General features: G+C 40.4%; 15 protein-coding genes. 13 read left to right on the forward strand and 2 right to left on the reverse strand.

Annotated features, from left to right (window positions below):
- The first annotated feature begins 350 nt into the window (after positions 1-350).
- From PFY10_06720 to PFY10_06775, 12 genes are all read left to right on the forward strand, one after another.
- Positions 351-7,403, forward strand: coding sequence for an SDR family NAD(P)-dependent oxidoreductase (locus tag PFY10_06720; protein ID WBV58134.1), 7,053 nt, complete (start codon positions 351-353; stop codon positions 7,401-7,403).
- Positions 7,404-7,422: 19 nt separating this feature from the next.
- Complete coding sequence (locus PFY10_06725; GenBank protein ID WBV58135.1) at positions 7,423-11,661, forward strand: beta-ketoacyl synthase N-terminal-like domain-containing protein; 4,239 nt, start codon at positions 7,423-7,425, stop codon at positions 11,659-11,661.
- 14 nt (positions 11,662-11,675) lie between these two features.
- Positions 11,676-11,948: a phosphopantetheine-binding protein gene (locus PFY10_06730; GenBank protein WBV58136.1), complete on the forward strand. Its 273-nt coding sequence runs from the start codon at positions 11,676-11,678 to the stop codon at positions 11,946-11,948.
- Positions 11,939-12,739, forward strand: a complete 801-nt coding sequence (locus PFY10_06735) for an alpha/beta hydrolase (protein WBV58137.1) — start codon at positions 11,939-11,941, stop codon at positions 12,737-12,739. The genes PFY10_06730 and PFY10_06735 overlap by 10 nt, the downstream gene beginning before the upstream one ends.
- Positions 12,732-15,137, forward strand: coding sequence for a glycosyltransferase (locus tag PFY10_06740; GenBank protein ID WBV58138.1), 2,406 nt, complete (start codon positions 12,732-12,734; stop codon positions 15,135-15,137). Before PFY10_06735 ends, PFY10_06740 begins: the two co-directional genes overlap by 8 nt.
- Before the next feature lie 3 nt (positions 15,138-15,140).
- Positions 15,141-16,412: a condensation domain-containing protein gene (locus tag PFY10_06745; GenBank protein WBV58139.1), complete on the forward strand. Its 1,272-nt coding sequence runs from the start codon at positions 15,141-15,143 to the stop codon at positions 16,410-16,412.
- A 208-nt stretch (positions 16,413-16,620) separates the two neighbouring features.
- Positions 16,621-17,892: a condensation domain-containing protein gene (locus PFY10_06750; GenBank protein WBV58140.1), complete on the forward strand. Its 1,272-nt coding sequence runs from the start codon at positions 16,621-16,623 to the stop codon at positions 17,890-17,892.
- Positions 17,889-19,148 (forward strand): condensation domain-containing protein, encoded by a 1,260-nt coding sequence (locus PFY10_06755; protein WBV58141.1) that lies wholly within the window; start codon positions 17,889-17,891, stop codon positions 19,146-19,148. Before PFY10_06750 ends, PFY10_06755 begins: the two co-directional genes overlap by 4 nt.
- 2 nt (positions 19,149-19,150) lie before the next feature.
- Complete coding sequence (locus PFY10_06760; GenBank protein WBV58142.1) at positions 19,151-19,684, forward strand: hypothetical protein; 534 nt, start codon at positions 19,151-19,153, stop codon at positions 19,682-19,684.
- 458 nt (positions 19,685-20,142) lie between these two features.
- The gene (locus PFY10_06765; protein ID WBV58143.1) at positions 20,143-20,697 is read left to right on the forward strand and encodes a hypothetical protein; all 555 of its coding nucleotides are present in this window, start codon (positions 20,143-20,145) and stop codon (positions 20,695-20,697) included.
- A gap of 82 nt (positions 20,698-20,779) precedes the next feature.
- The gene (locus PFY10_06770) at positions 20,780-21,475 is read left to right on the forward strand and encodes an ATP-binding cassette domain-containing protein (GenBank protein WBV58144.1); all 696 of its coding nucleotides are present in this window, start codon (positions 20,780-20,782) and stop codon (positions 21,473-21,475) included.
- A 76-nt stretch (positions 21,476-21,551) separates the two neighbouring features.
- The gene (locus PFY10_06775; GenBank protein WBV58145.1) at positions 21,552-21,992 is read left to right on the forward strand and encodes a hypothetical protein; all 441 of its coding nucleotides are present in this window, start codon (positions 21,552-21,554) and stop codon (positions 21,990-21,992) included.
- Positions 21,993-22,029: 37 nt separating this feature from the next.
- Here PFY10_06775 and PFY10_06780 read toward each other — a convergent pair whose 3' ends face one another.
- Entirely contained in the window at positions 22,030-22,830 is an 801-nt protein-coding gene (locus PFY10_06780) for a patatin-like phospholipase family protein (GenBank protein ID WBV58146.1), read from the reverse strand.
- A 148-nt stretch (positions 22,831-22,978) separates the two neighbouring features.
- Positions 22,979-24,367 (reverse strand): dihydrolipoyl dehydrogenase, encoded by a 1,389-nt coding sequence (gene lpdA / locus PFY10_06785; protein WBV58147.1) that lies wholly within the window; start codon positions 24,365-24,367, stop codon positions 22,979-22,981.
- 363 nt (positions 24,368-24,730) lie between these two features.
- Between lpdA and PFY10_06790 the strand changes: the two genes are divergently transcribed.
- Entirely contained in the window at positions 24,731-25,102 is a 372-nt protein-coding gene (locus tag PFY10_06790; protein ID WBV58148.1) for a hypothetical protein, read from the forward strand.
- Positions 25,103-25,126: the final 24 nt, after the last annotated feature.

The raw sequence follows: 25,126 nt of genomic DNA on the forward strand, positions 1-25,126 counted from the left end.
TATTCCATCATAACAGACGATCGTTCTATATATCGGACGTTCAGCATCCTGCTATGACATTTCCCGCCGTTTATCTCAAAAATTATAAATGTAATGAAAAATCTAATCACCATCGACTTAAAGCCCCATGAAAAGAGCAATGTAGAATGCATGCCTTATAAGCACCGCTCAATAGCATTTTGGAAAACCAATTCTTTCAAAATTAAAGAATAATCATTAAATACTATTTATTATTGAATATATAATATAATTTTACTATTTTTATTCCTCCATAACAAAACAACCGGATATAACATTAAACGTTTTACCGATTGGTTATAGGAATCCTGATCACTCAATATAAAAACGCCATGAAAAACATAACTATTATTGGGCTTACTCCTTTCGAGAAGCCGGATGCCCATCTTATATTAAAACTACACCAGGCAGGTGCATTTGCTGTTTTAAGCTTGGGACATGAGTCAGCAATCGCCCAGGCAGCACTTCATCAATTAGACCAGACCGATATACCTTCTTACGGTATTTATTCCTCCGATGATAAATTCGAATCCCTTCAAATTTCTGAAAAAGTAGAATTTGTGATCCTTCCATTTGGCACTTCCGCCAATCTCTTCCCGAATTTACCGATTGTTTATCAGGTAAGCAGTCTGGAAGAAGCCAAAGAAGCTGAACGTATGGAAGCTGCAGGTATTATTATTAAAGGAAATGAAGCAGGTGGACTTGTAGGATATGAGTCAACATTTGTTTTATTTCAGCGAATCATAAAAGAAGTAACCTCTATCCCGGTATGGATCCAGGGAGGCGTGGGACTTCATACCGCTGCTGCCGCAAAAGCACTGGGAGCAACCGGTGTTGTACTGGACAGCCAGCTTTCGCTGTTTCCGGAAAGCTCTGTTCCACAGGATCTAAAAGATCTCTGCTCAAAGCTTAACGGAACCGAAACAAAAATCATTGCTAACCATCGTGTTTTGGTAAGACCCAACTCACCTTCTTTACCGGAAAATACCACCGAAGAAGATCTTAAAGAATTTTTCATAGATCTTGACCCAGCTAACAGCTATATCCCAATGGGACAAGATATTTCATTAGCAACAGACCTCTTTGAAGACTTCAAAAACCTGAAGAAAATGGTTTTTGGATTTAAAGAAGCCATGTATGGCCATCTTAAACAGGCAAAAGCCCTACAGGTAATTGACGAGGAAAATGCTTTAGCGAAAGAGCTAAACCTTCGTTATCCTATTGCTCAGGGTCCAATGACCCGTGTCAGTGATGTTCCTTCGTTCGCTAACGCTGTAGCTGATGCAGGCGCCTTGCCTTTCGTTGCCCTTTCTTTACTTAAAGGAAACCAGGCTAAAGATTTGGTTATGGATACTAAAAAGCTTGCGGGAGAAAAAACTTGGGGTGTAGGAATTTTAGGATTTGCTCCCCAGGAATTACGAGATGAGCAAACCTCTTATATATTGGAGGCAAAACCTCCTGTAGTTTTAATTGCCGGAGGAAGACCTGCTCAGGCAAAAATATTTGAAAAAGCAGGAATAACGACCTTTCTTCATGTTCCTTCACCAGCTTTGCTGGATATTTTCTTAAAAGAAGGAGCCCGAAATTTCATATTTGAAGGACGCGAATGTGGCGGACACGTAGGACCGCTTTCAAGCACTGTTCTTTGGGAAAAACAAATTGAACGTATATTAAAAGAAGAACACCCTGAAAATATCAGCGTCTTTTTTGCAGGTGGGATCCATAATGCATTTTCAACAGCATTTGTTTCTATCATGGCAGCACCTCTTGCAGCAAGAGGTGTAAAGGTTGGAGTATTGATGGGTACAGCATATCTTTATACCCAGGAAGCCGTACTTACAGGTGCTATCCAGGAAGAATTCCAGATACAAGCCATGCAGGCAAAAGACACCGTTTTATTGGAAACCGCACCGGGACATGAAACGCGTTGCCTGAACACGGCATTTGCTCAACATTTCAGTGCTGAAAAAACAAAACTTCTGGCAGCCGGAATGGATAAAAAACAGGTTTGGGAACAGCTTGAAAAGCTCAACGTAGGCCGTCTGAGGATTGCAGCAAAAGGAGTAGATCGTCAGGGGGACCAACTCGTTAATATTCCTAAAAATCAACAGCTGGATCTTGGGATGTACATGATTGGTCAGATCGCTACCATGCACGACCGTGTTATTTCGATTTCGGACCTTCATGGAGATGTTGCTGTAGATAATTTTAAATATATACAGGATGCCGCTTTACCGGAAGAACCATCTTCTCATGAAAAACCGCTTGACATAGCAATCATAGGTATGGAATGTATATTTCCGGGTGCAAAAAATCTGGAAGAATACTGGCGTAATATCATTTTAGGAAAAGACAGTGTAACAGAGGTACCCGATGAACGATGGAATAAAGAGCTTTATTATCATCCGGATTCAGATGGACCGGATGTATCCCATTCCAAATGGGGTGGATTCATTCCGAAAATTGATTTTGATCCGCTTGCCTTCGGAATACCTCCTCAATCTCTCGCCGCTATTGAACCTACACAATTATTAACATTACTGGTGGCCAAACGTGCCATGGAAGATGCTGGTTATGGTGAGAAACATATCAACAGAGAAAATATCTCTGTAATCATAGGAGCTGAAGGCGGTAATGACCTTGCGAACAGCTACAGTTTCAGAGGGTATTACAAACAGGTTTTCGGGGAACTTCATGATGAAGTAAAAGAAGCATTCCCACATACTACAGAAGATTCATTCCCGGGTATTTTAGCCAATGTAATCGCCGGAAGAATCACCAACCGTCTGGACCTTGGAGGAAGAAACTTTACGGTGGATGCCGCTTGCGCATCATCTCTGGCCGCAATAGAACTGGCATGCCAGGAGCTTGTATTAGGCAAATCGGATATGGTGCTGGCCGGTGGAGCAGATTTGCATAACGGGATCAACGATTATCTTATGTTTTCAAGCACACATGCACTTTCCCGAAAAGGAAGATGTGCAACTTTTGACAGTGAAGCCGACGGAATTGCCCTGGGAGAAGGGGTTGCTATTCTTGTCCTGAAACGATATGAAGATGCCTTACGTGATGGTGACCGCATTTATTCGGTGATCAAAGGTGTCGGAGGATCCAGTGATGGTAAGGCTTTAGGGCTTACTGCTCCACGAAAAATTGGCCAGGTAAGAGCACTGGAACGTGCTTATGCCCAAGCAGGTATTAGTCCTGCAGCTGTAGGATTAATAGAAGCTCACGGTACAGGAACTGTAGTCGGAGATAAGACCGAACTTAATGCATTAACCAATTTATTCAGCCGCTCTGGAGCGATACCGGGCCAGACTCACCTGGGATCTGTAAAAACCCAGATCGGACATACCAAATGCGCGGCAGGATTAGCAGGGCTGATCAAAGCATCATTAGCAGTGTATCATGGTGTAAAACCACCTACCCTTCACCTTCAGCAGCCTAATGCTTATTATAATGCACAAACCAGTCCTTTTGCATTCTATGCAGAAAGCGGATTGTGGGGCGATAAAAACCGTTATGCGGGAATCAGTGCTTTTGGATTTGGCGGAACCAATTTCCATACTGTGATTGCCAATCATTCGAAACAGGAAGAGCCTGTGACCATGCAATCATGGCCATCGGAATTATTTGTATTCCGTGGAGATACTTATGAAGAAGCAAAAAGCCAGCTAAGCCAGATCACTTCTTTACTGGAAATCAATGATGATATCTCATTGAAAGATATAGCATACAGCTTAAGCGTAGGTTCTGAAAAGCCTGTCCAGTTGAGTATTGTAGCGGACACAGCTGAAGATCTGATGATGAAGATCGAGCTGATTCTGTCCGGCATCGAAACCAAAGACACTTTTACCGTTAATAAGAAAGCCGGTAAGGTAGCCTTTTTGTTCCCTGGACAAGGCAGTCAGCGTATCAATATGGCGCGTGATCTGTTTGTCGTATTCCCTGCAATGCGTAAACTTCTGGACCAGTACCCTGAGCTTGAAAAAGTAGTTTTCCCTTCTACGTCTTTCGATCCGGAAACTTTAAAGCAACAAAAAGAAACCATTAAAGATACCCGCCTGGCACAACCTCTTTTAGGAATTGTGGATCTTGCACTGGCTAAATTCCTTCAATCCCTGGGAATTGTTCCGGATATGCTGGCAGGTCACAGCTACGGAGAACTGCCTGCATTATGTTTTGCCGGTGTTTTTGAAGAAGAAAAACTTGTAGACCTTAGCACACGCAGGGCGCATGCTATTCTGGACTCTGTGGAAGGCGGAGATCCGGGTACTATGGTAGCTGTAAGCATAACAAAAGAACGTTTATTACCGATCCTTGAAAAAACCGAAGGCTGCTATCCCGTAAACTATAATGCACCTTCCCAGTGTGTGGTTGCAGGAAGTACCAATGCAATCAATAACCTGATAACAATCCTTAAACAGGAAGGAATTTCTGCTAAAAAGCTGGAGGTTGCCTGTGCATTCCATAGTCCTGTTGTTGCCAAATCCAAAGATCTGTATACAACGGTACTCAACGATATTCCATTTGAGGAAATGCAGATTCCTGTCTGGTCGAATACTACCGCAACAGTATATCCGACAGGATCTTCAGAAATAAAGGAAAGGCTAACAGACCATCTTGTACAGCCGGTGAGATTTGTAGAGCAAATTCAGGCGATGTACGAAGACGGAGCGAGAATATTCATCGAAGTAGGACCAGGAAAAGTACTTACCGGATTAACGCAATCTTCCTTAGGTAAAGATCAGTTGACCCTGTATGTAGAAGACAACAGTCGTAATAAATTCAGCCATCTTCTGTGCATGCTGGCCCAGTACTTAGGTACGGGTCGAAACTTTGACATCAGCAAGCTTTTCGATGGCCGCAATACCCGATTTATTCAGATTGACCAACCTGATCTTTATAAGAAAAACCCGGCCATCTGGCGTGTTAACGGACAAACAGCACACCCTACTACAGGTAATTTGCCTGCCAATGGTGCACTACCCATTTTAAACCCTATCCAAATGAACAACTTCACTAATAATCAAGCACCTGCAACCGAGAATTTACCCGCCGCCGAGCGTATGCTGCAGGAATATTTAAATAGTATGAAGATGATGATACAGGCTCAAAGGGATGTAATGCTTTCATTCCTGGGTCAGAATCCTCAAATTACTTCTGCTCCCGTGTATCACGCACCGGTAACAAATGGAACCAACGGGGCTAACGGGGCTAACAACGTGGTTACGATACCAACTTCGCAAATCGTTACAGAAAAACCGGCAGTTGTTACTCAGACAAAACAAGCCCCAATAAAAGACGTTAAAACTTTATTACTACAGGTTGTAAGTGAAAAAACCGGATACCCGCATGAAATGCTGGGTATGGAAATGGATCTTGAAGCGGACCTTAGTATCGATTCCATCAAAAGAGTTGAGATCATAGGAACTCTTCGAAGTGAGCTGGGTGCTTTATCTATGGACAGTTCTAATGAAGACACTGTAATGGAGCAACTTGCCTCGATCAAAACTTTAAACGGGCTGGTTTCCTGGCTTACGGAATTTATGGGAGCTCCTGCTGCAGTGAATACAAAAACTGAGGCCGTAGAAGTTGCAGAACCGAAAAATCAGTCTTCTTTTTCCCTGGAAGATCTTCAAAATGCAATCCTGGATATTGTAAGTGAAAAAACAGGATATCCGAAAGAAATGCTGGGTCTGGACTTGGATCTTGAAGCAGATTTAAGCATCGATTCCATCAAAAGAATGGAAATTATCGGAGACCTGAAAACCAAGATAGGATTCGGACAGGATTTAGAGCAGGCAGATGACATCATGGAGAAACTGGCAGCGATTAAAACCCTTCGGGGACTGGCATCATGGATCAGTGAGCTTAATGGAAAAAGCAGTGAAGCCAGCCATGAAGCAGAAGCTAAAATTACTGAACAGATATCAGGAGAAGCTCAGGAACAGGCCATGTTATCACGTCTAAGGTTTGACCTTACACCAAGTGATGTTTCTGCAATACAAAATACAGAAACAATAAAAGGAAAGCGTTTCGCCATTACTCCTGCTACGATTATAGAAACATTAGCCATTAAAAATATACTTGAAAAATGCGGAGCCATCGGTGAAGTGATCGATATGGAAACGGACCTTAAAAATTTTGACGGGCTTATCATTCTTGACATCTTCTCTTCTGAAGTAAAAAACGGCATCATTGAATATGTTGACCTTATAAAGAAGCTGGACTTCGATAAAGTAAAATGGGTATACCTGATATCCGATATTCCTGCACATCTTCAGGAACTGACCGATATTAAAGTATTACGCCATTATCAGGGATATCCAGGCTTCTTTAAGAGCCTTGCCAGGGAGTATGAGCAAACTTCATGCAGACTGATCAACCTGAGTACTCCTCAGGATCTTGATCAAATTGCAGATATTGCCTTAAAAGAAATACTTACGACAGACAAGCCATCCGAAGTTATTTATAAAGATGACCAACGTCACAAGGTAGATATTATACCATCTCCTCTATCAACCAGCCTGGAGGAAGCACACATCCAATTGAACAAAGAATCTGTAGTGCTTGTATTAGGTGGTGGACAGGGCATCACGGCTGAACTTGTTAAACACATGTCCGAAGCCTACCCTTGCACCTATATCCTTGTTGGCCGGTCTGCAGATCCGCGAGAAGGAACGTCTGATCTTAAAGAATTGGAAACCCTGAAAACGAAAGAAGAAATCAGAAGTTACCTGATTAAAACAGGACAATTTACTTCTCCTTCAGAAATAGAAAAAGAAACGGTTAGGGTATTTAAGAACAATCAGATCCTGCGTACTATCAGAGATATGGAACAACTTGGAAGTACGGTAGTTTACCATTCATTGGATCTTTGTGACGAAGACGGATTATGCGATCTTATCAATACTATTTATGATAAATATGGGCAGCTGGATGGCGTGATCCACGGTGCAGGCCTTCTGGAAGACAAACTATTTAAACAGAAAACAACCAGTTCGTTCGGACGTGTATTTGATACCAAAGTGAAACCGTTACGTGTATTAGCAGAACAGCTTCGTCCGGAATGCCAGTTTGTAGTTCTCTTCTCAAGCATTGCTTCCGTATATGGAAATAAAGGGCAGACGGACTACGCAGCAGCCAATAGTGTATTGGATGATTATGCCAAAGCTCTGGATAAAAAATTAACAGGAAAAGTGATCTCCATCAACTGGGGACCATGGAAAGGTGCCGGTATGGTTTCCTCAACCCTGGAAACAGAATATGAACGTCGTGGAATCTCTCTGATTCCGTTGGATCAGGGAAAAGAGATCTTCCTTAATGAGATCAAGTACGGAACGGAAAGCCAGGTGCTGATCATGTCAGGAAATAATTGGTAAATCGCTGTATCAGATAACTATGAAAAAAACAGATATTGCTGTAATTGGCCTATCCTGTGTCTTCCCCGGAGCACAGGATGCCAACACCTTTTGGCAAAATATCATTAATAAGGTAGATTCTACCCAAACTGCACCTGCGGATCGTATTGATCCGATCCATTTCAGCGATACACCAGGTTCGGTTGACCGTTTTTATTGTCAGCGTGGCGGATTCATTCCCGATTACGAATTTGACCCCACCGCCTATGGTATTTTACCGTTAGCTGTAGAAGGCACCGAACCTGATCATTTGCTAACCCTTGATCTGGTGCAAAAAGCATTAGACGATGCCGGTGTATTCAAAAAACAGGTTTCGCTCGAAAAAACAGGAATCATCATTGGTAAAGGAAATTATACAGGCCCGGGAGCTACCCGTGCTATCGAAATCGTAAGAACCGGGGAACAAATATCTTCATTGCTTCAGGAGCTGCTCCCACAAATATCTCCTGCAGAAATTGAAAAAGTAAAACATGCTTTCCAGGAAAGAAAAGGACGCTTTGCTGCAGATACTGCAATGGGACTGATCCCTAACCTTGTTGCTTCTTTAGTGGCCAACCGGTTCAATCTGGGAGGAGCCGCGTTCACAGTAGATGCCGCTTGTGCCAGTTCTCTGATCGCAGTAGACCACGCTGTTCAGGAGCTTAACAGGGGCCGTTGTGATATGGTTATTGCCGGAGGCGTACACACCGGACAAAATGCAGCTTTTTGGAGTATTTTCGCCCAATTGGGCGCCATGTCACGCCAACAGCAGATCAAACCTTTCAGCATGGATGCCGATGGATTATTGATTGGAGAAGGCTGCGGATTTGTTGTCCTGAAACGTCTGGAAGATGCCATCAGGGATCAGGATAAGATCTATTCCGTGATCAAAGGAGTTGGTGTAAGCAGTGACGGCAGTGGCACGAGTGTTATGAGCCCATCTGCAAAAGGCCAGCTGAAGGCACTGCAACAGGCATGGATCAATGCAGACCTTGATGAAAAGAAAATCGGTTATCTTGAAGCCCATGGCACAGGGACACCGCTTGGAGATAAAACAGAACTTCAGACGCTCGCTCAGTTTTTTGGAAAAGAAGAATCTGCTCTTACGGCAGGTATCGGATCCGTTAAATCCAATATCGGACATGCCATGCCGGCAGCCGGTATTGCAGGTTTAATAAAAACGTGTCTGGCCCTGCATCATGATATCCTTCCCCCAACATTATATTGCGAAAATCCTATTGCCGATATGCAGCAAACCAGATTCGCACCGGTACAGGAACCTACAAGCTGGTCCAAAACCGGCTTACCGAAGGTAGCCGCTGTTAATGCATTTGGGTTTGGAGGAATCAATGCCCATGTGGTTCTTGAAGGATACGATATGCCTAAAAAAGATCGCGTATTGCTACTGGCCAGAAAAACACATCAGGAGTTACTTTCAGCTTTACAGAATAACGAAAGTACAACCGGAGAAGGGAACTACAGAGTGGCCATGTTTGATCCTACTCCTGAAAGAATAGAAAAACTTATTAAAATTGTATCCAAGGACAAACCTTGGCGTAATAAACAGGATATCTGGTACACCAATACTCCGTTGCTTCATGATGGAGGAAAAGTTGCTTTTGTATTCCCGGGACTGGATGGACTGGCAAAAGGCGAAGTAGAAAGCGTAAGTCGTTATTTCGGATTAACAGAACCAATACAAACAGAGGGCGAAGGTTTACTTACGGACGCATTAAATATATTCAACAACTGCAGCATCCTGGATAATTCATTGAAAAAACTAGGCATAATACCGGATATGAATGCAGGACACAGTTTGGGAGAATGGCTGGCCGGCTACTCCTCTGAGCTGGCAGAAGTGAATTCTGTAAAAGCACTGATCGATGTTCTGAATCCTGAAACATTTGAACTAAAAGATTCTAAGTTTATTGCGATCGGGGCAGGTATTGATACCATCACTCCCATTATTGAAACAATTCCGAATATCTATATTTCCAATGATAATTGCCCGAATCAGGTAATCCTTTGTGGTAGTAATGCTGCACTGGAAGAACTGGTTCCTTTATTAAAAGCCCAGCAGATATTTCATCAGATACTTCCCTTCCAATCAGGATTCCATTCACCTTTTATCGCAGATAAACTGGATATAATCCTGCAGGGAATGGAAAAAGCACAATTCCAGAAAACGAAAATCCCGTTATGGTCTGCAACGACGTTGGAGCCTTATCCTTCGGACGAGGAGGCCATCAGAAAACTAAGTGCGGAACATTTGGTTCAGCCTGTACGCTTCAGGGAACTGACGGAGAAATTGTATGAAGAAGGAGCCAGATTCTTTATCCAGGTAGGTACCGGAGGACTGATCGGCTTTATAGATGATACCTTGAAAGGAAGACCATTCAGTACATTAGCATCAAGTGTCGCTACCCGATCTTCTCTTGCCCAGCTACAACGTGTAGTTGCCGCATTATTTGTGGAGGGTAAAGATATTTCACTCGACTTTTTAGAAATACATCACGCTTCTAAAAAATCATCAGGTAAAGGTATTAAACTGGAATTGGGATCACCTATCATCCGTAATTTTAAAGAAGCCAAAACACTGGCTAAATCTTTTGATGTACCGGCACAAAACGGAACTTCCGCCATCGCAACGAAAAGCGGGCATCCTCTTGTGCAGGCTTTCCAGGAAAATATTGCGGATATGATCCGTATGCAGGAAGAAGTTTTAACGCTATTCCAGCACGGACCAAAGACGACAACTCAAAGTCCGGTAATTACTCAACCTAAAGCACCTGTAAGCAAGAATTTTTCAAAATCCCTGCATGTGAATCTGGATACCCATCCATACCTCATCGACCATAGTCTGCTTAGACAACCTGCAGGCTGGCCTGATGTAACGGATATGGAACCTGTGATTCCCATGACCATGATCTTTGAATTACTGGCAGAAATAGCCCAGGCTGAGATCCCGGAAATGCAGGTCCATAAAATAATGAACATTAGCGTATTCCAATGGATGAACGTAGCCAAACCATTTGAAAAAACAGTGAATGGAGAATGGCGTTCTTCAACCCACGCTTATCTTGATATAGAAAATTTCGCCAATGCTGAAGTCATATTAAGATCTTCAACTCCTGTCGTACCGGTTTTTGATCTTTCGATCGGAGATCTGCTACCCATCCATCGTACTCCTGAGGAAATCTATGATAAACATATGTTCCATGGAGATGCTTATCAGGGAATTACAGAAATTTTATCCGTTGGAAGTAAAGGTATTATAGGAACTATTAAAGGAAATGGCGGAAAAGGTTCCCTGTTGGATAATGCAGGACAGCTGTTTGGCTTGTGGCTGCAGCTTACCCTTACTAAAGACAGGATTGCTTTTCCGGTAAAAATAAGGGATATTGAATTCTTCGGAAACATGGAAGACCAGGACGGATTATTCGAATGTACCTGTATTCTTACCGATTTAAATGAGGAATTTGCCACCGCCAACATTATACTGAAAAGAGATGGAAAGGTGTGGTGTGCCATTACAGGCTGGCAGAACAGAAGACTTGAAATCGATGAAGCATTATGGAATGTTTCCATGTCTCCTCTTCACAACCGTCTTTCAGAAGAAATAGCACCTCAGGTATTTTTCTTCCATCAGGCTTATACCAGAGTGGCTTCCTGGGACTTTATCCTGAAACGATATTTCAACCAGACGGAAAAACAATACCACCAAAAATTACTACCCAACAAGAAGAAAAACTGGATGGTTAGCCGGGTTGCTGTAAAAGACGCCGTAAGGAATTTACTCCGTGAACAAAAGAATCACGCCTGCTATCCTATTACATTTGAAATAGGCTCAGATGAACTGGGCAAGCCTTACCTCATCAGCGATTTCACACAGGATATCCATGTGTCCCTTGCCCATAAGGGAAAAGAGGCTGTAGCTATCGCACGCCATGGAAATTCCGTAGGAATTGATATGGAAACGATCGAGGAAAGAAGTTCCGGTTTCTATGATCTGGTATTCACAGATTCTGAGCTGGAATTATTAAAGGGCAGGGATCAGGCGGAATGGACGACCCGCTTCTGGGTTGCCAAAGAAGCCTACGGAAAGTTCCTGGGAAAAGGACTGCAAGGCAATCCTAAAGCATATGAAGTACAACTAATAAAGGATGATCATTTGTGGATCAACCAAACTGAAATAAAAACCATAAAACATCAAAATTATATTATCGGATGGACACTATGAACAACACATTAAAAATGAATCACGAGGAATTATTCACTCTTTTGAAAGGTTTTATCACTGAAGTTATAGGAGAGGAATTTGTTGAAGAGATGGATATCACTCCGGAGAGTTCATTTACTAAAGATCTTGAAATGGACAGTATAGAAATTGTCTCTTTCTCAGAAAAAATAAAAGCACATTTTGGAGATCAGATTGATTTTACAGGGTGGTTGTCTTCTATGGACCTCGACCAGCTGATCAACCTGGATCTCCGTATGATCATCAATTATATTTACGAATGCCAATAATTACAGTTGATAACAAGAAAATTCATATTCAGGAACTTAATAAAGGTGCCCGGGAAACGGTTGTGCTTATCCATGGGATGTTCAGTAATCTGTCCATTTACTATTTTAACATAGCACCCATCCTGGCACAGCATTACCACGTAGTAATGTATGATTTAAAAAGCCATGGAATGAGTGAACGTATACTCGATGGATACGATCTTGAAAATATGGTTTCCGATCTTCTTGGCCTTATTGATTTCCTTGACCTGAAAAAAGTTCATTTGGTAGGTTATAGTTTCGGGGGACTTATTGCTTTGAAAACAGCATTGAAATATGCAGACCGCATAAATCAGCTTGTAATTATGGAAGCTCCTGATCCCAGGGATGAAGAAACCCGGGGGATTATCGATCAGTACAGTAAGGAATTCCTGGAACATTATGTAGCCAACTTTACAGACACTACAAAAGTGCAGATGGGCAAAAGGCAAATGGAAAAAAATCACAGAATGTATGAATTCCTGTTTTATGAGACCAGTATCAAAGCGGATATGATCAGAGAGAAAGATTTCTTTACTGAAACCGATCTTACAAAGATAAATGTTCCGGCATTGCTTTTATATGGGAATCAGTCCAATTGTCGTCCTACGGGAGAATGGCTAGAGAAAGAACTCGGCCAGGCAAAACTTGAACTCATTCCTGGAGATCATAATATCCCGATACAGGAACCCGCTCAGATCGCTGAGGCTATTGTGCATTTTTTATCCAAATCATTATCTAAATCTAACACCTTAACACAAAATCATGGCTAAATTTGTATTTGTTGTTCCACCGTTGACGGGCCATGTCAACCCTACCCTGAGTATCGGGGCTGAATTATTGAACAGAGGACATGAAGTGGCATGGATCAGTCTTGACAAAAATCTTAATACCAAACTTCCGGCAGGAGGAGAGCTCCTGCTTATCCAATACGATCAAACTGACGAAGAAAAAAGAGATAGCGAACAGTACCTGGATATTATTTCCAAAAAAGTAGTATACGGTATAGACAGCATCAAATTTCTTTACGATGATGTACTTATCCCACTGAACAGGCATTGCTATAATGGTATTGTCCATTTACTCGATTCTTATAAACCTGACCTTGTAATCGGTGATCATCAGCTATTTGCAGCTGCTATTGCTGCAAAAAAGCTAAACCTTCCTTACAGTACTACTGTTACTGCACCCGCTGCCATCAAAATCATGGATGAATTACCAAAGGTTCATGAGTGGGAAGTAAATAAAATCATTGAACTGCAAAAGGAACTGGGAATAATGGAAGACTATTCTTTGGCTTCCTCAGACCTCTTAACAATGGTTTTAACGTCCAGATATTTCTTTGGTGAAATGGAACTACCTTCCAATTACCAGTTTACAGGTCCTGTTCTAACGGAACGCCGGATATCCTGTGAGTTCGACTGGGAAAGGTTTAACAGCAGCACTCAAAAGAAAATTCTTGTAAGTATCGGTACGACTTTCGATCATGATCATAAAAAAGCTTTTTTCCAAAAAGTAATTGACGCATTTAAAGATGAAGACCTAACGGTTGTAGTTGTTTCAGATCCTCAGCTTTTCGACAGCTGGCCGGAAAATTTCATGGTATATCAGCAGGTTCCCCAATTGGATCTCTTGCCGCATCTTGATGGTGTCGTTTGCCATGGGGGACATAATACGGTATCCGAAACGCTTTCAAACGGACTGCCGTTGGTTGTTATTCCGATTGCCTATGACCAGTCCCATGTTGCAGGACGTGTAGTACGTACAGGAGCGGGTGAGCGTCTTAATTTTAACCGGTTCAAATCAAACCATTTAAAAGAGGCGGTACAGCAGATCCTTAACAATCCTGATTATCGTAAAGCAGCAGAAATCATCCGTCAGTCTTTTATTGAGGCCGGAGGTACGGTAACAGCTGCCAATTTACTGGAAAAAGCTATTACCGATGCCACACAAAAGATAAAATCCCGTTCGAAATTCCTTTTTGTTATCCCTCCTTTTTTTGGACATATCAGTCCTACTCTGAGCGTCGGTGTAAGCCTTATAGCAAGAGGACACGAAGTAAAATGGTTCGGGATTACCCCGCTAGGAGATGAACATATTCCGGAAGGAGGATCGTATTTCTACCCTGAAGAAGATCTTATTCCCTATCAGGATGAGATCAAACGTATTTTAAAAAGACAGGATGACGGACCCGCCTGTTCCGGGCCTGAAGTTATGAAACTGGCATTAGAGGAAACTTATGTTCCTTTTGCCAAAATGATGATGCCCGGATTAAGCCGTCTTACTGAAAACTGGAAACCTGATGTTATCGTTAATGACTGTATTACTTTCGGTGGTGCCCTTTTTGCTCATAAACACAATATTCCATGTGTAACAACTACTCCTGTACCTCCAGATGTTATGGGAGATACAGAAAAAAGTGCTCCAAAAATATTTGAATGGCAACAAAACCTCATCAAAGATCTCCAAAAAGAAGTTGGGATTGATGATGATGGAATTTTCATCCATTCCCATAAATTAAACCTTGTATTTACATCTCAGGCTTTCGCAGGTTTTGAAACAGTACCTGACCATATGAAATTTGTAGGTCCTGTGAAAGGACGTCCCAATGATGCTCCTTTTGACTGGGATCGTTTGCATGCGGCTACTACACCCAAAATATTTGTATCATTAGGAACACTCCTTGTAGACATCAGAAAAGCCTTTTTCGAAAAGATCATTGCGGCATTCGCGGATCAGCCGGTAACTATCGTTGCGGCCACGCCACCGGATATTTTTGAAGAATGGCCTTCTAATTTCATTGTAAACAGTTTTGTACCTCAATCGGCATTAATGCCTCATATGGATATGGTAATTTGCCACGGAGGTTTTAATACAGTTAATGATACATTCCGTAACGGATTACCAATGCTGATCACACCGATTGCCTACGATCATTTCCACATCGCAAAACTCATCGAACAGGCTGGTTGTGGCAAGAGTATCCGTTATAAAAGATTACGCATAGATTCACTCCGTGAAACGGTTTTTGAATTGCTGGAAAATCCTGCTTACCGCAATGCAGCAAAAGAAGTTCAGACAACATTCCTTACTGCAGGAGGTAATGATAAGGCTGTAGAGCTACTGGAGAATTTTGTACAACAAGAACAATCAACATTAGTTTCTGTTTAAATCATGAAAAGAAGGTTGTTATTTGGTGAGCGCATGTTACTGGGGGATGGAACGGAACCCTTCAATGCAATTATCCCCTTCCGGTTAAAAGGAAATTTCAGGGAAGAAGATGTGCGGCATGCCTTATATCAGATCCAGGCCAAGCACCCTTGGCTGAGAGCACTCATCACACATGATGAAAAGAAAGTACCGTGGTTTGAAGTACCGGATCCTATTGTTCCTATTCCTGTAAGGACTGTGGTCAGAAAAGGGGAAAACGATTGGCAGGAAGAATCCATAAAGGAATGGCAAACCGTTTTTAAGTATGACCAATTTCCTCTTATCCGGTTTGTATGGATCAAGGGAGAAGGAGTATCAGATATGCTTTTTGTTTTCCATCATTGTCTGTCTGACGGTGGTTCTGCAATGGCATTTTTAGATGAATTTCTAAAGGTATTGGATAATCCGTTGGCAGATATTGGAACAGAGAATCCGATATTGGGAATTGAGGATGTGGTTCCATCAGCTATTTTATTGAACCGGAGACAGCGGCTGAAAGCAAAATTTATCGGGAGAGTCGCTGCCACAGCGATAAAATACATGCCCGTGAACAAAAAAGCCATTGACCGGAAAAATGACTACTTCATCCACTGGAAATTTGATCGTGAGACAAGCAGTCAACTGATCTCTTACTGTAAAGCCATGAAGGTTACCGTGAATACTTTTTTGAGCGCTTCATTGCTTAAGGCTTTTAAGAAAGTAAAAGGTCCGGCGGCTTTCAATAAAGTTTCCTGTCCTGTAGATATCAGACGTTTTGCCTCACAGATAAAAGAGGATCACATCTTTGCTTTCGGGCTGATGATTACCCTGTCATCCAATGAAAAAGTGAGCTTTGAAGACAATCTGACGCTTATGCAGGAAGATGTGGAACGTAAAACATCCAAGCTTAATCCGTACATGGTAATGATGGTAATGGAGTCCGGACACGATGCCCTGAAAAACTTCACCAGGCTTCTGAAACAAGGAAGGTCTACCAATGATTGTATGTTCTCCAATCTGGGAAGGATCCAGATTCCTGAGAACTATAAAGAATTTTCCGTTGAAACCATATTCAGTCCTTCTGTAATCGGTCCTCTGGGCAATACAACAACCATGGTAACATCCACCTACAGGGGAGAAATGGATTTTTCTTTTATGGGTAGTGAGGGATATTTACCATACACTGAAGCTTTAGCCATACGTGATGAGATGATTGAGTCCATTCAACTTAAACTGGAATATGCCGAAGTATTATGATCAGATAAAAATCAGTGATATGAACTAAAAGATTGATAAAGTTACTTCTTGTCCGGTATTATTCGGGAAGCAGGTGAAGTAAACGGAATGATATAAAACTAAAGAGATCCAAAATGGATCTCTTTGCAGCAGACAGCAAGAATGTAGGTTGGAATGATCAGAAAGCTTTTGCATAAAAAACAAGAAAAACATTAATTTGATATAACCTATGAAAAGAAAACTACTATTTGGAGAACGAATGATATTAGGAGATGGAACAGAGGCTTTTAATGGCATTATCCCTTTCAGATTAAGGGGTACGTTCAAATTGGAAGAAATTCAGCGGGCTCTGGCTTTGCTTCAAAATAAACATCCCTGGTTAAAAGCACATGTAACCCATGACGAAGAAAACCTTCCATGGTTTGAAGTGCCCCAGAAAGTTGTACCCATCCCTATAAGAATTGTGGTCCGGCAGGGAGAAGACGACTGGCAGAAAGAATCCATGAAAGAATGGTATATGCCTTTCGATCATGAAAAGTTCCCCCTGATAAGGTTTGTATGGATCAAAGGAGAAGAAGTTTCAGACATGTTTTTCTCATTTCACCATTGTTTATGCGATGGAGGTTCCGCAATGACACTATTGTATGAGTTTTTACAGGTATTGGACAACCCTTCCGCCGATATTGGTGTAGAGAATCCTATCCTCGGAATCCAGGATATTGTCCCCGCAAGCATCTTAAACAGCCGAAGGCATAAGCTTAAAGCAAAAGTACTCGGCAGAGTGGCATCTACCATCATTAAATATGCTCCTGTAAACAAAAAACCAATAGAGAGGCAAAACGATTATATGATCCATTGGAAGTTTGACAAGGAAATGACTCAACAAGTAATTTCCTATTGTAAATCCAATGGTTTTACCGTTAATACTTTTCTTTGTGCAATTGTTCTTCAGGCATTTAAAAAAATAAGGGGGAAAGCTGCATTGAATAAAATTTGCTGCCCTGTGGATATCAGACGTCTAACAACACAAATCAAACATGATCATATTTTTGCCTTCGGGCTGATGGTTGAAGTTTCGATTAATGAAAAATTGAATTTTCTGGATAATGTACGGAAGATGCAGAAGCACGTGAAGCGTAAGACCTCAAAACTGGATCCATATACCAAGATGATGATCATTGAATCATGGCATTATGCCCTGGATAATTTCACAAGAATCCTGAGAAATGGAAAAGCAACCAATGATTGTATGCTTTCTAATCTTGGCCTTATTCAGGTACCCCATGAGTATAGGAACTTTACTGTAGATACCGTTTTCAGCCCTTCAGCTTTGGGCCCTCTGGGCCAGACTACCGGATTTGTAGTTTCAACCTTTCAGGGAGAAATGGATTTTTGCTTTATCGGTAGTGAAGGATATCTACCTTACTCAGATGCACAGGCCATTCGTAAGGACATCCTTGATACTATAAAATTAAAACTTGAATATTCAGCAGTATCATGATCAAGAGAAAACTAATGATGGTGGAGAGAATCATGTATGTTGATTCCGGAACACCCCTCAATTGCGTATTTACAGCAAAGATCAAAGGAACACTTCATGAAGCAGATTTTAAAACAGCTTTAGAAAAAATCCAGAAAAAACATTCTTTGCTCAGATCCAGGATCGATACCGATACTGAACAATATCCCTTTTTTATAGAAGAAAGAGAGATGGAAGCCATTCCCCTTCGGATCATAGACCGGGAATCCGATGAAGATTGGTTGCGTGAGTCTGAAAAAGAATGGTTCCGCATGTTTGAAGATCATCGGAAACCTTTGGCTCAACTGGTATGGATTAAAGGAAATGAGGTTTCCGAAATTCTCTGGGTACTTCCCCACTGCATTTGTGATGGAACTTCCCAGGTGACTCTGATGCGGGAGCTTCTCTGCCTGCTGGATGATCCAACTGTGGAACTGGATACATACCAGGCATTCAGCTCAGTTGATGACTTCCTGCCATCTGGTTTTAATACCAAAAAGAAAGTACGCAAAGCAAGGTTATACCTGCTTATGGCCAGGCTCTTCTTTCTGATGCAAAAGAAAAGTAAAAAAAGAAATCTTGGAAAAAACTATGTGATCCATTGGAAACTGAACCCGGAAATAACGAATCAGATCACCAGTAAGTGTAAAGCGCATGGTGTTTCTGTACACTCGCTGTTGTGTGCTTCATTCATGCAGGCGTTTCAGGAAATCCGGGGAGCTGAGGCTAAAAGAAAAGTGATCAGCCCCGTGGACGTGCGCCATTTTATTCCGGAAATAAAGCAGGATCATGTATTTGCTTTTGCTCCTACCATAGAACTTTCTTTGAAAAAAGGAAATTATGGGATATTTGACCAGGCAGGACACATCAAAAAAGACCTTGTTGAGAAATTAGAAAAAATAGAAGCACGGGAACTTCTTTGGATGGGTGAACAGATGCACCCGCTTGTAGAACGCATGATCAGCATGCTTAAATCAACCCACGGCGGACATGATATTACCCTATCCAACATGGGAAAAATTAATATTCCGGATCAATATCAGCGTTTTGAGCTCGAAACGATTATGAGTCCCACCGTCGCTTTTCCTTGGCTCAATTCGAACACCCTGGTTACCACTACCTACAAGCAGGAAATGGATTTTACGCTTATGTCGAATGAAGATTTCCTGTCTAGACAGAAAGCCACAGAAATTAAAGATAAAGCCCTTGAACTACTTACTGTATCTTTACAGAACTAAACATGAAAACGGATAAATCCCCTACTATAAAAAAGAAAACCACTCTCAAACGCTTTTTATTAACGCGGACGATCTACTATGTTCTTCCGAATGCATTTCTTAATTTTATTATTGCCTATGCAAGCTTTCACGAGCTGGGTTATACTCATTTCTTCTCAGGTACCCAGAATCTGGCCCGGCTAACCTTGCCAATGGCCATTTTCCTGCCGGTTATCCTCACGATCGATATCACCAAAAGAGTGACTGCCGCTGCAGAAGAGGGGACAATAGAATTCATGGTAGATAACAAGCTGAATACAAAAAAGTTCATGACGAAATTCAGTATATTACATGGTGTTGTCAGTGGGCTTCTTGTACTTTCTCTTCTGGTATTTGCTCAGTACAAATTTTCAACAAACTACAAGCTCGATGCTATGGCAATGGCCATACTCGTAGGAGCACTTGCAGGAATACTGTCTGTACTTTCCGTCTATTTACCCGTTAATAAACTAAGGAAATACCTGTATAAACCTGTTCCAGCAAACACTTCAGAATAATTGAATAGTAAATTCCGGGCTTATCAGACTCATCTATTCAAAACATAAAGACCTGCCATTGTAGGGTCACTGTTCAAAAATTTTCCAAACTTTTGGGATAAATTGAATTAATTAAATTTAATATCATAGATTTGTCTTAGTAACACAATTAAAACACATGAAAAATTTATTTTACCCATTTCTTACCGGATATCTATTCCGGGTGATCTGTTCCCCGCAACTTTCTGTTATCCAAAATCATATTACTCTTTTACATTTTCGTGAACAGCCGGGTAATTCAGCGTGATTCGGAATAAACTCTTTTGCGTTAGAGTTAGATGTTGTACATAACATAGCGCATATTTCAAAAATAAATATCAAAAAAAAATGTTACTTTTGCTTTAGGGACGAAGTTTTTAATGCTATCTAATCCCGGAATTGCAAGGACGCCATATTATAAAATGTTAAAAATCAATCCAATGAGGAAAATAATTTTACTATTTACTTGTCTGTTCGGTATTTCAATTTTTGCACAAATTAAAGTGTTAAAAAATGAGACTCTAGTGGAAATTGGTAAAGATAACTCTGTTGGCTTATATAAAAAGGAGGATAAATTCACTATCAATTACCAGGATCTTAATACCAGCAACCTCAATACTTTCAGATCTTTTTCTTTTCAAAACCTGAACGGAGATGTCTCTGATCTATATAAACTGATTACGGACGGGTTTATTTCCCTTCCTGAAGGAAACATCGCTTTGGAGCTTCCAAACGATATCATTGAGCTCCATTATGAGAAAAACTATGGCCAGCCAACCGTTCAGTTTATCCAGTTCATTAATAAAAACCGAAAATATGTTGGAAAATCTCAATTCTTAAATAAGAAGCAGGTCGATAAAATCTTCGGAAAAACAAATGGGAAATCATCTCTGTATGAGAGGACTGCCATGATGAACAATGTTCATTCCAATAAGCCGGACACTTCAGCATCATCTTATAATTCCGGCAATAAAAATAAGAAAACGAAAAAATAATAATTATTTTTACAATATAGCAGAGCTCATTCCTAAGAATGAGTTTTTTTATTTTATTTTTGCAAAAAGATCATTACACCCTATGTCGCTTCAAATAATCAATTTAACCAAAAAATTTGGTGACCAAACCGCCCTTAACCAGATTAACATCTCCATTGATAAAAATGAAATCATTGGTCTTCTGGGACCTAACGGCGCAGGAAAATCTACTTTAATGAAATCCATTGTCGGAGCTTTAAAAATAGATGAAGGGCAAATCATCTTTAATGATAAAGATATTTCGGAATATGAGATAGAAGCTAAGAAGAATATTGGGTTTCTTCCCGAAAATAATCCTCTGTATCTGGAAATGTATGTTAAAGAATATTTGCAATTTGTGGCTAATATTCATAAAATCCCTGAAACACGGGTTAATGAAGTGATAGAGCTTGTAGGGATCACTCCTGAAAAATCGAAAAAAATCAGCCAGCTTTCCAAGGGATATAAGCAGAGGGTTGGTTTGGCACAGGCTATTCTACATCAGCCTGATCTTCTCATTCTTGACGAACCTACCAACGGTCTGGATCCTAATCAGATTATTGAAATAAGAAATGTGGTAAAAGAGATCGGTAAAGAAAAAACCGTCCTGCTGTCAACCCATATTATGCAGGAGGTTGAAGCATTATGCTCACGGGTAATTCTTATCCATAAAGGAAATATCCTTCAGGATTGTCCGATTGAAGAATTCAAAGGAAAATTCGGCAGCCTGGAAGAAGCTTTTGCAAGCCATACCAGCTAAGATTTAAATTGTATTGATTTTTTAATGGCTTTATATTTGATTAGATTCAGGTAATCTAATTTTAAAACCTATTGCCATGATCAGAACAATCTTAATGGGCACATTAATTATAGCATTAGCTTCTCCAGCTTATGCATACGCTGCTAATGAAAATCCGGTTATAAAAACTGAAAACAGTTCAGAATATATCCAGCAGGTTCCCAAAACCGTTATTATTAAAACAAAGAAATTTAAAATACGGATCGATCTTCAACCTAACGGAAAATACCTTTATCAGGCATGGGGAGCCAATTCAAAACTTACCTCGAAACCTAATATGATCATCAGTGACGGAGAGCTTGTTCCAGATGGTTCCGGAGGTAATTATTATTATGATTTCGTAAATAAAGGATTTCATTACCAGGTGTGGAGAAATTACCTCACCGATTCAGCAACGAAAGCACCCTATACGCTCGTTGTAAGTGATGAAAGTGGTAATACTGTGGTACAACAGGATGGAATCGTGGTAAAAAAGTAAAATAAAAACTCCCGCATTGGATGCGGGAGTTTTTATTTTATGTACCTAATTGTTTTATCTGGGTATAAAAATTACTCTCTGCAAAACTTTCTTTTGCCGAATTATAGCCTATATTGAAAATCTCTTCAAGACGATCCTTTTTCCTTTCAAAAGTTCCGTAATTGGAAAGATCCTGTGAGGTAATGAACCAATCACAATAATCGAACTTTCCTTTCTCTATTCTGTACGAAAGAAGGTCATAAGAGCGTGAAACAATAGCTTTAATGGATTTTAAATCTTTAATATCGATTTCATGAGGCGGAGATACAAAAACCCCGATCAGCTTATCACATTCCTCCCTGATGATATCTGCAGGAAAGTTATTTAATACTCCTCCATCACAATACATCTCTTCGCCGATGATATAAGGCGTTGTAATCCCGGGAATAGAACATGAGGCAATAATTGCATCTGTAACTTTAAAATTTTCATCAAAAATTTTCTGCGTCCCGGACACCAGTTCCGTAGCTACGATCTTAACCTCTTTATCCAGATCTTTCAGTTTCATATCCTGAAAGATGGGTCTTAAATAGTTGGTGAAAATAATGGAGGATACCAGCCCGGGTTGGTTGAATGTAAAATGCTTCCAGTTAAAAAAATAAACCGAATTGAAGAATTCCAGAATTTCTTCAGGTGTTTTACCGACTGCGTACAGACATCCTACGATAGAACCTGCACTGCAACAAGACAATACATCAATATCAATATTCTTCTCAATCAGGAATTTTAAAACTCCGGCATGTGCAATACCCTTGGTACCGCCACCTGATAAAACAAGCCCTACTTTCTCAAGATTCATAGAATAAAATTAAGAAAACAGGTCGAGAAAATCTGATTATTTTTTTGAAATATTCTAATTTTAAAATTATTTTAATAAATATTCCTGCATAAACTATATTGAAAAAGCCCAGAATAATCTGGGCTTTTAAATATTTCTGTATTATAGATTAAATGTGGATCACTTCTCCATAAGCTGCCGCAGCTGCTTCCATGATTGCTTCAGAAACAGTTGGGTGCGGGTGGATAGATTTAATGATCTCGTGCCCTGTTGTCTCTAATTTTCTTGCAACAACAGCTTCGGCAACCATATCAGTTACTCCGTCACCGATCATATGACATCCTAACCACTCTCCATATTTAGCATCGAAAATAACTTTGATGAAACCATCTGTATTTCCGTTTGCAGTTGCTTTACCACTTGCAGAAAGAGGGAATTTACCTACTTTGATTTCATATCCTTTTTCCTTAGCCTGCTTTTCTGTAAGACCTACAGAAGCAACTTCAGGGTGACAGTAAGTACATCCAGGAATATTGCCATAATCAATTTTCTCTACGTGCAATCCTTTGATCTTTTCAACACATGTAATTCCTTCTGCAGAAGCTACGTGTGCTAATGCCTGAGTCGGGATAAGGTCACCGATAGCATAGTATCCGGGAACTGAAGTTTCGTACCACTCATTAACCAAAACTCTTCCTTTATCTGTCTGGATTCCTACTTCTTCCAATCCTATATTTTCGATATTGGCAGCAATACCAACCGCTGAAAGTAAAATATCAGCTTCCAGGGTAATGTTTCCATTAGCAGTTTTTACATTTGCTTTTACACCTTCTCCGCTGGTATCCACGCTTTCTACAGAAGCATTGGTCATAATCTCGATTCCTGATTTTTTCAAAGATTTCTCAAGATGTTTAGAGATCTCTTCATCTTCTACAGGAACAATGTTCGGCATAAACTCAACAATAGTCACTTTTGTTCCCATCGTGTTATAGAAATCGGCAAACTCTACTCCGATTGCACCTGAACCTACAACGATCATAGATTTTGGCTGCTCAGGAAGAGATAATGCCTGTCTGTATCCGATTACTTTTTTACCATCCTGTGGTAAATTTGGTAATTCTCTTGAACGTGCACCTGTTGCAATGATAATATGACTTCCTGCATATTCAGTCACTTTACCGTCTTTATCTGTAACAGATACTTTTTTATCTTTTAAAACTTTAGCCGTACCAAGGATAACATCGATCTTATTTTTTTTCATTAAGAACTCGATTCCTTTGCTCATTTTGTTGGCAACACCACGGCTTCTTTGAATTACGTTTGGAAATTCAAAACTTGGCTCTACTTTATTTAAACCATAATCTTCAGCATGATTAATATAATGAAAAACCTGAGCAGATTTCAATAAAGCTTTAGTTGGTATACATCCCCAGTTAAGGCAAATTCCACCTAAATTCTCTTTTTCGATAATTGCAGTTTTGAAACCCAACTGTGCCGCTCTAATCGCTGTAACATATCCACCAGGACCACTTCCGATGACAATAATATCGTAATTCATTAGCTTAAAATTTTTATGCGAATTTAAGGAAAAAATATGGGATGATTCACGTTTATGCAAATTCATCCAATAATGAATCATATAGAAAATTTCATTTAATTATAATTAATTAAAAACATAACACAACAAAATATTCATAACAAATATTATATTATACCAAAAATTTCACAATACAAAATCTTCTCCCGAAACAATTTCAATTTTAATAATCCTAAAAAATCCCTGTTATTTCAGCTTTTAAATAATCACCGGTACTTTCATAGTCTTAGCTAATTCGTGATTAGCTGGTTTATAGGAAATAGGCAATAAAAATGCGTGCACTATATGCGATCTTTTGGTAACTTTATGTAATAATATACTTTTATGAAAAAAAGCTTAAGCCGAGACAATATCTGGATCAAAGAACCGGAAGAACATGATTTCCCGGCAGCCCAGGACTATCTGGAACTTCTTTTCGAACCGGAGCTCGCTAAAAAAACAGTAGATAAACTTAAAAAAGTACCTACCATCACTAAAAAATCCAAAGATATTCTAAGAGCAAGTAAACTTCCTCTTCTTCCTGAAAGCAACATCCATGTCAAAGAGAATCTGAAAAAAGTGCAAAAGAATAAGAAACTCTCGCCAATTTTACTTGTCAGAGGCCAAAATGAACTGATCATCGCAGATGGTTATCACCGCCTTTGCTGCAGTTACTATCTTACGGAAGATTTGGAAGTTCCGTGCCGATTGGTTTAATTAATAACGATCCGATATACTGAG

Source organism: Chryseobacterium daecheongense (genome assembly GCA_027920525.1).
GTDB classification, from domain to species: domain Bacteria; phylum Bacteroidota; class Bacteroidia; order Flavobacteriales; family Weeksellaceae; genus Chryseobacterium; species Chryseobacterium proteolyticum.

Excerpts from the sequence above, each read along its gene's own strand:
- PFY10_06720 (WBV58134.1), top strand. The coding sequence starts at position 351 with ATGAAAAACATAACTATTATTGGGCTTACTCCTTTCGAGAAGCCGGAT.
- PFY10_06725 (WBV58135.1), top strand. The coding sequence starts at position 7,423 with ATGAAAAAAACAGATATTGCTGTAATTGGCCTATCCTGTGTCTTCCCC.
- PFY10_06730 (WBV58136.1), top strand. The coding sequence starts at position 11,676 with ATGAATCACGAGGAATTATTCACTCTTTTGAAAGGTTTTATCACTGAA.
- PFY10_06735 (WBV58137.1), top strand. The coding sequence starts at position 11,939 with ATGCCAATAATTACAGTTGATAACAAGAAAATTCATATTCAGGAACTT.
- PFY10_06740 (WBV58138.1), top strand. The coding sequence starts at position 12,732 with ATGGCTAAATTTGTATTTGTTGTTCCACCGTTGACGGGCCATGTCAAC.
- PFY10_06745 (WBV58139.1), top strand. The coding sequence starts at position 15,141 with ATGAAAAGAAGGTTGTTATTTGGTGAGCGCATGTTACTGGGGGATGGA.
- PFY10_06750 (WBV58140.1), top strand. The coding sequence starts at position 16,621 with ATGAAAAGAAAACTACTATTTGGAGAACGAATGATATTAGGAGATGGA.
- PFY10_06755 (WBV58141.1), top strand. The coding sequence starts at position 17,889 with ATGATCAAGAGAAAACTAATGATGGTGGAGAGAATCATGTATGTTGAT.
- PFY10_06760 (WBV58142.1), top strand. The coding sequence starts at position 19,151 with ATGAAAACGGATAAATCCCCTACTATAAAAAAGAAAACCACTCTCAAA.
- PFY10_06765 (WBV58143.1), top strand. The coding sequence starts at position 20,143 with ATGAGGAAAATAATTTTACTATTTACTTGTCTGTTCGGTATTTCAATT.
- PFY10_06770 (WBV58144.1), top strand. The coding sequence starts at position 20,780 with ATGTCGCTTCAAATAATCAATTTAACCAAAAAATTTGGTGACCAAACC.
- PFY10_06775 (WBV58145.1), top strand. The coding sequence starts at position 21,552 with ATGATCAGAACAATCTTAATGGGCACATTAATTATAGCATTAGCTTCT.
- PFY10_06780 (WBV58146.1), bottom strand. The coding sequence starts at position 22,830 with ATGAATCTTGAGAAAGTAGGGCTTGTTTTATCAGGTGGCGGTACCAAG.
- lpdA (WBV58147.1), bottom strand. The coding sequence starts at position 24,367 with ATGAATTACGATATTATTGTCATCGGAAGTGGTCCTGGTGGATATGTT.
- PFY10_06790 (WBV58148.1), top strand. The coding sequence starts at position 24,731 with ATGAAAAAAAGCTTAAGCCGAGACAATATCTGGATCAAAGAACCGGAA.